Raw genomic sequence first — 12743 nt, 5'->3', positions numbered from 1 at the left:
TAGCCACCTACCGCAGGTGCTCGGAGGGGATGCAGGACAGCGGAATCGCATGTGTCTCATCAGGCCGAGGCGCTCCGAGACGGGAATTAGCTTCTCCTGACATGAAGGCCAAAATGATCCCCACCACTCTCCCGGTGCTGACATCTGTGACTGCTGCACCGCTGAACCCCCAGGGAGGTGTGTCGCCCACCAGCGTAATCAGGGAATTTTCGGTTGAGCCTTGGACTGTGTAGTCCTGCATCAATCGGATGTCTCTTCCGTGGTCTCCTTCATCCGTCCAACCCACCACTTTCACTGGGGTCCCTGGCTCGGGGGAATCCATGGAGGTTCTGACCAGCCAAGGCCAGTCATCGTCGGTTTCCATGACGGCCAGGTCAAGCCCCTCGTCACGGTAGGTCACTCGCGCCCGGGAGAACGTGTCACCGAGCTTCAGTTTGAACAAAGTCTCGCCTGCAGATGCCAGATCGTGGACGACCTGACGGCGGCGAAGCGGGTGGCCGTCAGGGGGCACCACATGCGACGCTGTCACCCAACGTCTTGGGCCGATCTGAACAGCGTTACCCATCCGTCGGGAGACCTCAGAGGATCCGATGTAGACGCGCGCAACAGAATTATTCGCCGACTTCATGCGCCACGGGACTACAGCCGATCTGTGGATGACTTGAGCTCCACTCAGCATGGCGGCGACCACCGCAGCGATGGCCACCCAAGTTTGAAGCTCGAAGATCGCTGCCGCGGCAGAGGTGATACTCACCAATACCAAAGTGAGGGCCGGCAGAGCCCCCTCGGTTCGTTGTCGGATCTTCTTCAGTTGATTCATGACTTATCCCTCTCTGTTATCGCTTTCCTTGCGGCGGCGATTCACAGACTTGCCACCGGACCCCACTGGCTGGGCCCACCCTCGGCGAGCTCCTCAACCCTCCCCACCCGGGCGCCTACGCCAACCTCCTGCGCGCCAACGCCTTCATCGACGGCTCCGGCGCCGAACGCCCGGACCTCACCCTGGCGCTCTGGACCGGTATCGGCATCACCCTCGCGCTCCTCGCCGACCGGCGCGGCATGCGCCCCGCCACCGCCCCGTTGAAGCAGCAACCGCCTGAGCGCGCACTGCAGCAGCATCCTCACGAGTTCATCCGGGGATGGGCGTCGTAAAGGTAGGGCGATGAGGGCCGGTGCGCATCGCCTGCCAGTGCCACGGGTGTGCGCTGTGCGATGAGACGGCCGCGTTCTTCGTTCGCCCTGTCCGCCGCGCCCCAGGCAATGGCTGCAGCCGCTCAGCGAACGACCGGGGCAGGCAAGTCCGCGGGGGCGGCGCGGGCGTGCGGTATCCGGCCAGGTCCGATGGCTTCGTGCCATTCGTCGGCAACCCACCTCTAACATCACCAACGCCCGGCTACATAAGGAGGTTGGGGTGACGAACTGCCGTCCCCGCGTAGTGATGGCCGGTCGTATAGGGGGAGGTTCGGGACGGTTGATTAACCATCAACGTGACGCTGCTGCTCGCAGTCATCGTCGTCTGGAGGCTGCGGCGGCGTACGGAGGCCCGGAGCCGCTTCGACGAGAAGCTGACGGTCGTCATAGTCCTGGCGCTGGGCGTCCTGATCGCACCCACCCCGGCGGGCCAGGGAATCTTGAACATCTTGGGACAGCTCGCGAGCGGCGTCACCCAGGCCAGCCGTTGAACCCCGGCACCCATTTGGGTCGGACGACGTCTATCGATGCGCACTGTGGGACGGATCTGGGAGCGGGGAACTGATGGCGGCACGTCGACGACGTCGGCGCTTGAAGAAGAAGACGCTCAGGCAACTGCAGGGCTGGGGTGCGCTGGTGGCGGTGGCCGCCGTGATGTGGGGGGCCAGGCACTGGTCGCTGGTGTGGCCCGTCCTGGTGGCCGTGCTCGCCGCGGCCGCGGTGGGTGGCGTCGGCTGGGCGCTGCTGCAGGCGCACCGTCGCGCGGTCGGCCAGGACCGCGCGTGGCGGGCGCAGGAAGAGGCCAGGGCGCGGGAGTTGTCGATGGCAGAGGTCGACGCGTTGTCGTGGCAGGAATTCGAGAAGTACGTCGCCGATCTGTGCCGGCGGGACGGCTGCCGAGACGTCGTCATCAGCGGTAAGAGCGGCGACCTGGGCGCGGATGTCGTCGGCTACCTGGCAGACGGCCGCAAACTGGTCGTCCAGGCGAAAAAGTACGCCCCGCACCGAAGCGTGGGCTCGCGGACATGCAGAAGTTCGTCGGCACCGCCCGCCTCGAACACGGCGCGGACGTCGCCTTGTTCGTCACCACCTGCCGCTCGTTCACGAGGGACGCACTGGGCCTGGCGCTGCGCCAGGACATCGTGGCCCTGCACCGCGACCTGCTGGGATCCTGGGTCAAGGGCGCTCATCTGGAAACCCTGATCCCGCTGAACGGAAGCGGCGGCGGCACCAGGCGGCGCCCTTCTGCCTGACCGTCATGCCCGGTCACGGCAGCACCGTGCAGCCAGCGGCCAGACCGAAGATGAGCCGGTGACGTGATCGGTAGGGCCACAGGCGACCCCGGACCAGAGCCATGAACGGGGGCAGTCCGATCAACCAGGAGGGGACTATTAGGACTTTGTTAGGTGGCTGGTCAGGTTCTGGAGTTGGTAGTTCGCTGGGGGTATGACTCCGGAGGAGCTTGCCGGGTGCCGTGACCGGCTGGAGGATTTTGCGGCGGAGGTGTTCGCGCCGCTGGTGCGGTCGGACCAGCGGGCGAAGGGCGGGCTGTATTTGCGGGGCCTGCTCCTGGACGGGCGGCGTAAGTCGATGCAGCCGATGGCCCGCCGGCTCGGCGTCGATCACCAGCGGCTGCAGCAGTTCGTCACGTCGTCGACCTGGCCCATTGCCGCGGTTGGGCAGTGGCTGGCCCGCCGAGCGGTGGCGGTGGTACGGCCGGAGGTCTGGGTGGTGGACGACACCGGCTTTCCCAAGGACGGTGACCTGTCGCCCGCGGTGGCCGCGCAGTACTGCCCGCCGCTGGGCAAGACCGCCAACTGCCAGGTGGCGGTGAGCGTGCACGCGGCCACCGACACTGCGTCGTGCCCACTGGCCTGGCGGCTGTTCATGCCCGCGAGCTGGGACGGACCTGATGCCGCCGGGCGGCGCCGGCACTGCCGCATCCCGCCCGACATGCATCACCGGCCCAAGTGGCAGCTGGCGTTGGAGATGCTCGATGACCTGGCCGGGCTCGGCCTGCGGCCCCCGGTCGTGGCCGCCGACGCCGCATACGGCAGCAACGCCTCCTTCCGCATCGGGCTGGAGCAGCGGCAGCTGGCCTATGTGCTACAGGTCAAGGGCGAGTTGACGGCCTACCCGGCGGATATCGAACCGGTCACTCTGCCCTACGGCGGGCTGGGCCCGCGGCCGCTGCCGCGCTACCGGGCCCGTCCGGTCAGCCTGCGCGAGCACGTGCTGGCCGCAGGCCATGGACAGGCCGTCACCGTCCCCTGGCGACGGGGCTCGAGGGGCTGGATGCGGGCCCGGTTCGTGTTCCTTCGCGTCCGTCCGGCCGGGCGTCGCCCCAAACCCGACCACGACGGCACCATCGGCCTGCGCTGGCTGATCGCCCAATGGCCGACGGACGCCGAGGAGCCGGTCAAGTACTGGCTCTCCAACCTGCCCGCCGACCTGCCGCCCCGTGTCCTGGTCCGCCTCGCCAAGACCCGGTGGCGCATCGAGCACGACTACCGCGAACTGAAGACCGCCCTTGGACTCGACCATTTCGAAGGCCGGTCCTGGGACGGCTGGCACCGCCACGTCACCCTGGTGACCGCGGCCCACCTGTTCCTGACCGAACAGCGCACCGACCCAAAAGTCCCTGCCGGGGCCTGACCCTCTACCAGGCCCTCACCCAACTCCAGCAGATGCTGGCCACCTGGTCAGGACGCTGCCCGACCTGCCACCAACCCGCACCCTGGCAGCCCTACGACACCACCTAACAAAGTCCTACTATGGCCGCGTCTGGGCCCGACGTGCCGGCCCCCGCGTCAGTCGAAGGCGAACTGGCGGAAGCCGTTGCGGCTGTCGATCAGGGGCTGGCGGTCGCGGGTGTAGGTCTTGGAGCTCACTTCCGGCGCTTCTCTTCCGGGACGTAGTCACCCTGGGCGTGACGCCGATGGCGAGGCCATCGGCGTCAGCCCGTCAAGCCGGTCAGCGGCCGGCGCGCACCGAGGCGACGACGTCCTTGTCCGGGTTGCGGGTGATGAACAGTCCGGACCCGTCCGGTGTGGTCAGGTAGGGGAGCTCCGTGCCGACGCCGAGCACCTTCGGGTCCCCGGTGACGGTCCGGAGGTTGACCTGGGCCGGGACGGGTTCGGTGTCGCTGCCGATCGAGTCGTCGCGGACTGCGCCGTACGCGGTGCCGTCGTCGCGGATGGAGGCCAGGACGACGGTCTTGCGGTTCCCGTCTCCCTGCAGGCAGATGCCCCGCTTGGTCTCCAGGTCGAAGGCGAGGGGACCTGCGGCCAGGTAGCGCCCGTCGGGCGAGGTGATGACGGGGAAGTCGCGGCTGGAGCTGGTCTCGTCGGGGATGTCGTAGTCGCAGACGACCTGGGCGGTGAGCGTGCCGGTGCGCAGATCGTGCACGGACCACACAGCGTCGTCGTCCCGGCCGTACCGGCCGCCGGTGTTCCAGCCGGCCAGCACGTGACCGCGGGCGGCGGCGTAGACGGTGCCGTTCCACGAGTCGAGGATGCCGGTGGTGGCGTTCACCTGCTTGGGCCGGATGGAGTCGCTGAACCACTTCCCCGGGATGCCGAAGCCTCCGCCGCCCATGCCGACCAGCGGCCCGTCGCCGGTGGCGGCCATGACGCGGCTGCTGTTACAGGCGGCCGCCTTCTCGCACTGCGGCAGGAGCTTGTTGGCGTCCTCGTAGACAGTGCTCTTGCCCGTGGCGGCATCCACCGCGGCCGACCAGCGCGGGAACGCACCGTCCTCTCCCCAGGCCACGAGCAGCCTGCCGCCCGATGCCTGCACGCTGATCTCGCCGGGGTCTGCGGAGACGGGGACGTCGATCTCCCGCACCGGCTTGACCGAGGACCCCGAAGCGTCGGCCGGGTAGAGGGCCAGGCGTACCACCTCGACGCCCTCGTGGAGATCGTCCTTGTCGCGCATGCCATGCGCGTACGCGACGACGTAACGCTGGCCGTCCTGCTCGAAGCCCATCACATCGGGAATCTCGGCGGCCTCGCCGGTCGAGCTGTCGCCCTGGGCGCCATCGACGGGTGTGGGCGGGTTCCACGGCGCGGAACGCTAGGCAACCTTGCCGCTGCTGCCCGACCGCGCGGTGACCGTGTAGCCATTGGACGCCACCTGCATCACCGCCACCGTCTGCGTGCCCGGAACGGCCGTCACCGGCAGGGTCGTCACCGACTGCGGAACCCACGACAGCTTCTCGTCCCAGCCCTTCGCCGCGTCATAGGCGGCCGGCACGCTCAGCTTGACCAGCGGTTCCGAGCGATCAAGCGGCCCCGCACCGCCATTCTTGGACGAGCCGGAGTCCGACCCTGAGCCCGAACAGCCCGTCAGCACCGTCAGCACCAGTGCCCCGGCCACCGCCGTACGCGCTCGCATGATCCGCCGCCCCCTCGTGATTGCCATGATCCAGTCAGGACCGAACCCTACAAGCAACGCGCCTCGGGCATTCGGGCCCTCCAGCCCCGACCGGGCGTTTGATCAGGCCAGCTTCTGCCCAGGCTGGCCGAATACACGACGTTCCCCTCTCGGACAGCCGGTGGAAAGGTGTTGTGGCCGGGCAGAGCGCCCGAAAGGCGACGTCGCGTGCCCGCCGTCTCACGGCGTGCCTTCGCCCGTCCCCTTGCGCCATCGGAGGGACCGTTGATCGTGTCTTGCGCCGGCGGTACGTCGGCTGCCCTCATCCTGTCCATGGCGCGCCAGCAGGGCTTCGGGCCCGAATCGTCACACTGGTGCGCCAGCCGGTCACCCCGACGGGACGGTGTGCACAGGTCAGCGTCGGCGAAGCGCAAGCGCGACAAGCGCGGCCTTCCCACGGCGTATCCGTCGGGGTGCTCACAGCCAGGCGCTGTACGCCAAGAATGCCCTGAGCCGCGCCGAGCGGGTAGGGTACGGCGGCGTCGGAAACTGGTGGCACGCCCGCCCAGTTCAGCAGGCTGGTTTCCGCCTCCGCGCTGTGGCTGGGCACGCTGGAGGTGCAACGGGCGACAGCGGCCAGGCACCCGGTCCGCTGGCGGATCGCGGTCGTGACGGGGGACATAAAGCATCTCTCGTCGACCTGCGGGCACCAGATTCCCATGGCCGACCTTTCGCAGCTCATGCAGCAGACGATGCGGTGCCGCCGTCTGACGCCCCAGACACTCGCCGACAAAACCGGCATCCGTACCCCGCGTATCCGGGCGTTCCTCGAAGACGGAGCCACTGGACCGGTGCGTCCCACGCAGGAAGAACTCGCCGAGCTCGCTGCCGCGCTCGCTGTTCCGCTAGCGAACGTCCTGAGCGCTGCCGGCGCCGGTCACCACCTTGCGGGCGTTTAGTGCGACCGCCCGTTCTCAGCGGCGTTCTGAAGCGGTGCTGCGGCGAGGGCTGGCGCCCTCCACGGACACCAGGGCGCGGCGCGAACGCGCTCTGACCGAGGAGTCCTCCTTGCGGTGGGCAGGCAGCGTCACAAGGTGATGCCGCATGGCCAGTGGGCGCTGTCGAGCGTGCAACTGGCGCACATCCAGGGCTTGGAAGCCGGGACGGTATTCAGTCCGCGGTTCAGAATGCGCCCTCTGGCGCCGGGGCGCCGTCAGCTCCCCGGCATACGAAGGTCCTGATCACCGCGAGCTATCCCTGAGCGGCAGGGCCTTGGTGCTGCCGGGCTTCGTTGCGTGCATCCCAACGGCCAGCGCAGTAGCCGCGTTGCGGCCGTGTCCATGGAGGCCGGGGATGGCGGTTTCTCACCATTGGTGAGCGTCGTACGTCATGCTTCCGGGCCTCTTCCGAGGACCGCTGGGACACCTCTGGCCAGCACATCACGAACGCCACCGTGTTGGGAGCGCGGCGGTCGGTCATTCGGGGAGGCCGACGCGGGCCTCGGCCTGGCCTGGCGCGTAGGGGCGGGGGCCGTGCCACTCGAGGAGGAGGACGGTGGCATCGTCGCGGAGGGCACCGTGGTGGTGGTCGAGGATGCTGCGGATCAGGCGGCGCAGGGTTTCGGGGACGGGCAGGTCCTCGGCGTGGTGGCGCAGGAGGAAATGCACGAAGCCGTCGAGGCCGAATTCCTGGCCGGAGGGGTTGCGGGCTTCGGTGATGCCGTCGGTGTAGAGGATGACGCGGTCGCCGGGCTGGAGCTGTTCACGGCACACGGTACGTGGCAGTCCGAGATCCGTGCCCAGGGGGTGGGCGGGTGAGTAGTGCGGGCGGGTGGTCCAGCGTCCGCCACGGATGATCAGCGGTGGAGGGTGGCCGTGGCTGAGCCAGGAAAGCAGGCCCGTGCGCGTGTCGAGCCTGGCCAGGACGGCGGTGACGTACGCGCGGTCGAACTGCTCCAGCAGGACCCGCTCGATGGCCCGGCTGGTTTCGGTCAGATCAGCGCCCTGCGCAGCTGGAAGGGGAGCCGCGCCGAGCCGGTCCTGGCCAGGGCGGGACGATCATCTGTGGCCCAGGGTGTCTTCCACCCAGGCACGCAGCATGGGGGCCGGGGCGGCACCTGTCTTGCGGGCGAGGGTCTTACCCCGGTCGCAGATCAGCAGTGTGGGTACGGCCTGGACGCCGAAACGGGCTGCGAGGCGGGGGCTTCGGTCGATGTCGACCTTGACCAGCTTGATGCGTCCTGCCAGGTCGGCGGCTACTTGTTCCAGGGCGGGGCTGACCTGTCGGCAGGGGCCGCACCAGGCGGCCCACAGGTCGACCAGGACCGGGGTCGCGGCGTTCTCGGCGATGTCCGCGAAGTCGGCGTCGGTGGCGTCGGCGATCCAGGGCAGCGGTCCCTGGCAGTGGCCGCACCGGGGACGCCCTGCCGCGACGGCGGGCACCCTGTTGCGGCGCCCGCACGCCAGGCAGGCGACGGCATGGCCGCGTGGTTCGCTCATGCTGCCTCCGCTGGCGTCACGTCCGGCCCGGCTTCGGGGGACTGCCAGGTGACGGTGAGGTGATCGTCGGCGACATCGAGCGTGACCGTGGAGCCGTCGGCGACGTTGCCGGCGAGCAGGGCGCGGCCGATGCGGGTCTCGGCCTCGCGCTGGATGAACCGGCGCAGTGGCCGGGCGCCGTAGACGGGGTCGAAGCCCTCGGCCGCGATGTGGCGGCGGGCGGTCTCGGTCAGGCGCAGGTTGAGGCGGCGGTCGGCGAGCCGGTGGCGCAGGTCCTCGGTGAGCAGGTCGACGACCCGCTCGATCTCCGGCAGCGTCAGCGGCTTGAACAGGACGATGTCGTCGACGCGGTTGAGGAATTCGGGCCGGAAGTGGGCGCGCAGCTCCGCCATGACGGCGGCCCGCGCCTCCTCCTTGATCTCGCCGTCCGGGGTGACACCCTCCAGCAGGTACTGCGAGCCGATGTTGCTGGTCATCACCACCACGGTGTTGCGGAAGTCGACGGTGTGGCCCTGGGCGTCGGTGAGGCGGCCGTCGTCCAGCAGCTGGAGCAGGGTGTTGAAGACGTCCGCGTGGGCCTTCTCGACTTCGTCCAGCAGGACCACGGAGTACGGCTTGCGGCGCACGGCCTCGGTGAGCTGGCCACCCTCCTCGTAGCCGACGTAGCCGGGTGGGGCGCCCATCAGGCGGCTGACCGTGTGCCGTTCCTGGTACTCGCTCATGTCCAGGCGGATCATGTTGTCCTCGGTGTCGAACAGCGCGGCCGCGAGCGTGCGCGCCAGCTCGGTCTTGCCGACACCGGTCGGGCCGAGGAACAGAAACGACCCGATGGGCCTGCGCGGGTCCTTGACCCCGGACCGCGCCCGGATGACCGCGTCCGCCACCAGCTGCACCGCCTCGTCCTGGCCGATGACCCGCTCATGGAGGATCTCGTCCAGCCGCAGCAGCTTCTGCCGCTCGCCCTCCAGCAGGCGGCTGACGGGGATGGATGTCCAGCGGGCGACGATGGAGGCGATCTCCTCCTCCGTCACCACCTCGCGCAGCAGCCGACGCCCGCCCTGCTTGGTCGCGAGCTGTTCCTCCTCGGCCGTAAGACGCCGCTCCAGCTCGGGCAGCCGGCCGTGGCGCAGTTCGGCGGCGCGGTTGAGGTCGTAGGACCGCTCGGCCTCCTCCGCTTCGAACCGCACGTGTTCGAGCTCCTCGCGCAGCGCCTGGACCTTGCGCAGCGCCTGCCGCTCGGCCTCCCACTGGGCGCGCAGCGCGTCAGCCTCGGCGCGGGCGTCGGCCAGTTCCTTGCGCAGCTCGCCCAGCCGACCGTGGCTGGCCGGGTCGTCCTCCTTGGCGAGGGCGGCCTCCTCGATCTCCAGGCGCCGTACGCGCCGGGTAAGTTCGTCCAGCTCGGCGGGCATCGAGTCGATCTCGGTGCGCAGCATGGCGCACGCCTCGTCGACGAGGTCAATGGCCTTGTCGGGCAGGAACCGGTCGGAGATGTAGCGGTGGGAGAGGGTGACCGCGGCGACCAGGGCACTGTCCTGGATCTTCACGCCGTGGAAGACCTCCAGGCGTTCACGCAGGCCGCGCAGGATGGAGACGGCGTCCTCCTCGCTCGGCTCGTCGATGAGGACGGGCTGGAAGCGGCGTTCGAGGGCGGCGTCCTTCTCGACGTGCTTGCGGTACTCGTCCAGGGTAGTGGCGCCGATCATGTGGAGCTCGCCGCGGGCGAGGAGCGGCTTGAGCATGTTCCCGGCGTCCATGGCCCCTTCGGCGGCCCCGGCGCCGACGACGGTGTGCATCTCGTCGACGAACAGCAGGATGCGGCCCTCGGCGGCGGTGACCTCGTGCAGGACGGCCTTGAGCCGTTCCTCGAACTCGCCGCGGTACTTGGCGCCCGCGACCAGTGAGCCCATGTCGAGGGCGAAGACGGTCTTGTCGCGCAAGCCCTCAGGGACGTCGCCGTGCGCGATGCGCTGCGCGAGCCCTTCAGCGATGGCGGTCTTGCCGACGCCGGGGTCGCCGATCAGGACGGGATTGTTCTTGGTCTTGCGGGACAGGATCTGCACCACGCGGCGGATTTCGGTGTCCCGCCCGATGACGGGGTCGAGCTTGCCGGCGCGGGCCTCGGTCACGAGGTCGCGGCCGTACTTCTCCAGCGCCTCGTAGGTGACCTCAGGCATGGCGGAGGTCACCCGCTGGTTGCCGCGCACCGAGGTGAGCGCGTTCAGGAACTTCTCCCGGTTCAGGCCCTGCTCGTGCAGGATCCGGGCTGCCTGGCTGCCGGAGCCCTCCTCGATCAGGGCCAGCAGGAGGTGCTCGACGGAGACGTACTCGTCCTTGAGCCGCTTCGCCTCCTGCTCGGCCGTATCCAGCAGCCGGGCCAGCCGCTGCGTGACGTACACCTGCCCGGGCCCGGCTCCCGGGCCGGACACGCTCGGGCGGCGGCCCAGCCCGGTCTCCACGGCGGCACGGGCCTGATCCGGGTCGGCGTCGGCCGCCGAGAGCAGCCGCGGGATCAGTCCCTCGGCTTGGTCGAGCAGGGCCAGCAACAGGTGCTCGCCGTCCACCTCGACGTGGCCGAAGCGCAACGCCTTGGTCTGGGCATCCTGCAGCGCCTCCTGGGACTTCAGCGTCAGACGGTTCATGTCCACTTCGTTCACCTCCTGTCAGCTAGGTCCGCGCCGCCCGGCGAGGGCGGCTTCGAGGTCCTCGATGCGGTCCAGCAGGTCGAGTACGACGCCGAGTGCGGCGTAGTTCAGTCCCAGGCCGGCCCGGAGCCGCTGGATGCGGGCCACCCGCATCAGATGGTCGGTGCCGAACCAGAAGTGCCCGGTGCGGGGGTCGGTGTCGGGCTCGAGAAGCCCGAGGGTGACGTAGCGGCGTACCAGCTCGGGGTGCAGGCCGCTCGCGCTGGCGAACTCCTCCAGCGTGACCTCCGCCCGGTAGGTGCCATACCTGCTGTACGTGCCGTACGTAGCGGCCACGCGGGCGAGGGGGTAACGGCTCGGGTTGTGCGCCACGTGTGCTCATCCCCTTCCGCTGGGGTTGCGGGGGTCGAACCGGGATTCCTTGGCCAGGCGCTCAAGCAGGTCTCGCTCGGCGGGTGTCACGGCGGCGGGGACCATGATCTTCACCTCGGCGTAGAGGTCACCGGTCGCTCCGCGCGGGTTGGGCATACCGCGCCCGCGCAGCCGCAGCTTGCGGCCGCTGGAGGAGCCGGGCGGCAGGTCCACCCTGGCTGTTCCGCCGGGGGTGTCCACGGGGACCGACGCGCCGAGCGCGGCCTCCCAGGGGGTCACCGGGAGGTCGACGGTGATGTCGCGGCCGTCGACCCGGTAGCGCGAGTGCGGGGCGAGCCGCACGACCAGGTACAGGTCACCGGCCCGGCCGCCGCCGCTTCCCGAACCACCCTGTCCCGCGAGGCGAATGCGCTGCCCGTCGGTCACGCCGGGCGGGATGTTCACCTCATAACTGCGGGGCCCGGCAGCGGTGTCCAACGTGATGCGCCGCCGGCCGCCGGTGTACGCGTCCTCCACGCTCAGGGTGATCTCGGCCTCCTGGTCCGCGCCCGGCATGCGGCCGAAGCCGCCCCGGCCCGCCCCGCCGCCGAAGAGGCCGCCGAACAGGTCCTCGAAGCCGCCACCGCCCATCCCGCCGAGGTCACCGAAATCGGCCTGCCCGAAGCCGCCGAAGCCCGGACCGCCGCCGGTGTTGACATACACCCGTCGGCCGCCGCCCGCCCCGAAGGGGCCGCCCGCCCCGCCCGCCCGCTCCTCGCGGGCCTGCCGCCAGGCCGGGCCGAACCGGTCGTAGCGCTTGCGGCTGTCGGGGTCGGAGAGGACTTCGTACGCCTCGCTGATCTCCTTGAACCGCTCCTCGGCACCCGGGTCCTTGTTCAGGTCGGGGTGCCAGCGGCGGGCCAGGTTGCGGTAGGCACGCTGGATCTCCTCGGTGCTCGCGTTCCGGGCGACGCCGAGTACGTCGTAGTAGTCACGGTTCGCGCTCGCCATCGACTACTCCACCGATCCTGTCGTGTCCTGCCTGTCTCACTCCTCGGGTTTGGCGGCCACCGCCACCACCGCCGGGCGCAGCAGCCCGTCGTTGCTGCCGTAGCCGGCGCGCAGCACCTGCACGACGCTGCCCGGCGCGGCCCCCGGCTCCTCGCGTACCTGCGCGGCCTCGTGCGCGGCCGGGTCGAACGGTTCACCGGTCTTGGCGATCCGCCGGTAGCCGAGCTGTCCCAGGACGGCGAACGCCTGCTGGCACACCGCCTCCACCCCGGCGATGATCGCCTTCGGGTCGGCCGCCGCGTGCTGGAGGGCGAGCTCCAAGTGGTCCACGACCGGCAGCCAGGCGGCGGTCACGCGGTCCCGCTCATCCCTGCGTACCTCTTCGAGCTGCCGCTCGTAGCGTTTGCGGAGGTTTTCCCTCTCCGCCACCGCACGCTGCCAGCGGTCCCGCAGCTCCTCGGCATCGAGCTCGGGAAGCACCGGGGCACCCCGGGGGACCGACAGCTCCTCGGCGCCCGCGGCCTCGTCGGCGGCTTGCGGGGCACCGGTGGGCTCGGCGGCGACGGCTGCGTCGGCGGCGGCCCACCGCTCTTCATCTGCCCGGTCCTGCGCCGGGCGTCGCTCGGCCTCGCGCCTCTCGTCGTTCATGGGTCACCTCACCCCCGCTTGCCTTGCG

General features: G+C 69.9%; 11 protein-coding genes and 2 pseudogenes. 4 read left to right on the top strand and 9 right to left on the bottom strand.

Features of this window, described 5'->3' with window-relative positions; all coding sequences use genetic code 11:
* Positions 1–7: 7 nt before the first annotated feature.
* Positions 8–820, bottom strand: coding sequence for a S1 family peptidase (locus AC069T_RS08625; RefSeq protein WP_478782018.1), 813 nt, complete (start codon positions 818–820; stop codon positions 8–10).
* Positions 821–1487: 667 nt separating this feature from the next.
* Here AC069T_RS08625 and AC069T_RS08620 point away from each other — a divergent pair.
* From AC069T_RS08620 to AC069T_RS08610, 3 genes and pseudogenes are all read left to right on the top strand, one after another.
* Positions 1488–1682, top strand: coding sequence for a hypothetical protein (locus AC069T_RS08620; protein WP_478782017.1), 195 nt, complete (start codon positions 1488–1490; stop codon positions 1680–1682).
* A gap of 163 nt (positions 1683–1845) precedes the next feature.
* Positions 1846–2444, top strand: a pseudogene (locus AC069T_RS08615) (restriction endonuclease).
* Between the two features lie 193 nt (positions 2445–2637).
* The gene (locus tag AC069T_RS08610; protein ID WP_478782016.1) at positions 2638–3846 is read left to right on the top strand and encodes an IS701 family transposase; all 1209 of its coding nucleotides are present in this window, start codon (positions 2638–2640) and stop codon (positions 3844–3846) included.
* Between the two features lie 318 nt (positions 3847–4164).
* On the opposite strand, the gene AC069T_RS08605 is transcribed toward AC069T_RS08610, so the two are convergent.
* Both AC069T_RS08605 and AC069T_RS08600 read right to left on the bottom strand, forming a co-directional pair.
* Positions 4165–5181 carry a hypothetical protein gene (locus tag AC069T_RS08605; RefSeq protein WP_478782015.1) on the bottom strand — a complete coding sequence of 339 codons (1017 nt, stop codon included), beginning with the start codon at positions 5179–5181 and terminating at the stop codon, positions 4165–4167.
* An 84-nt stretch (positions 5182–5265) separates the two neighbouring features.
* Positions 5266–5586: a hypothetical protein gene (locus AC069T_RS08600; RefSeq protein ID WP_478782014.1), complete on the bottom strand. Its 321-nt coding sequence runs from the start codon at positions 5584–5586 to the stop codon at positions 5266–5268.
* Positions 5587–6284: 698 nt separating this feature from the next.
* On the opposite strand from AC069T_RS08600, the gene AC069T_RS08595 reads away from it, so the two are divergent.
* On the top strand, positions 6285–6524 hold the full coding sequence (locus AC069T_RS08595) for an XRE family transcriptional regulator (protein WP_478782013.1): 240 nt from the start codon (positions 6285–6287) through the stop codon (positions 6522–6524).
* A 516-nt stretch (positions 6525–7040) separates the two neighbouring features.
* Here AC069T_RS08595 and AC069T_RS08590 read toward each other — a convergent pair.
* The 6 genes and pseudogenes from AC069T_RS08590 to AC069T_RS08565 all read right to left on the bottom strand — a co-directional run.
* Positions 7041–7565 (bottom strand): annotated as a pseudogene (locus AC069T_RS08590) (PP2C family protein-serine/threonine phosphatase); the annotation flags it as partial.
* A gap of 57 nt (positions 7566–7622) precedes the next feature.
* The gene (gene trxA, locus AC069T_RS08585; RefSeq protein ID WP_478782012.1) at positions 7623–8063 is read right to left on the bottom strand and encodes a thioredoxin; all 441 of its coding nucleotides are present in this window, start codon (positions 8061–8063) and stop codon (positions 7623–7625) included.
* Positions 8060–10708, bottom strand: coding sequence for an ATP-dependent chaperone ClpB (gene clpB / locus AC069T_RS08580; RefSeq protein WP_478782011.1), 2649 nt, complete (start codon positions 10706–10708; stop codon positions 8060–8062). The genes trxA and clpB overlap by 4 nt, the downstream gene beginning before the upstream one ends.
* Before the next feature lie 15 nt (positions 10709–10723).
* Positions 10724–11077, bottom strand: coding sequence for a chaperone modulator CbpM (locus AC069T_RS08575; RefSeq protein WP_478782010.1), 354 nt, complete (start codon positions 11075–11077; stop codon positions 10724–10726).
* Positions 11078–11083: 6 nt separating this feature from the next.
* Complete coding sequence (locus AC069T_RS08570; RefSeq protein ID WP_478782009.1) at positions 11084–12067, bottom strand: DnaJ C-terminal domain-containing protein; 984 nt, start codon at positions 12065–12067, stop codon at positions 11084–11086.
* 36 nt (positions 12068–12103) lie between these two features.
* Complete coding sequence (locus AC069T_RS08565; RefSeq protein ID WP_478782008.1) at positions 12104–12715, bottom strand: nucleotide exchange factor GrpE; 612 nt, start codon at positions 12713–12715, stop codon at positions 12104–12106.
* Between the last annotated feature and the right edge of the window lie 28 nt (positions 12716–12743).

It is taken from the genome of Streptomyces sp. NPDC043867, assembly GCF_056435845.1.
Note: the sequence above shows the minus strand (reverse complement) of the source record. Positions and strands in the feature narration are given on the sequence as shown.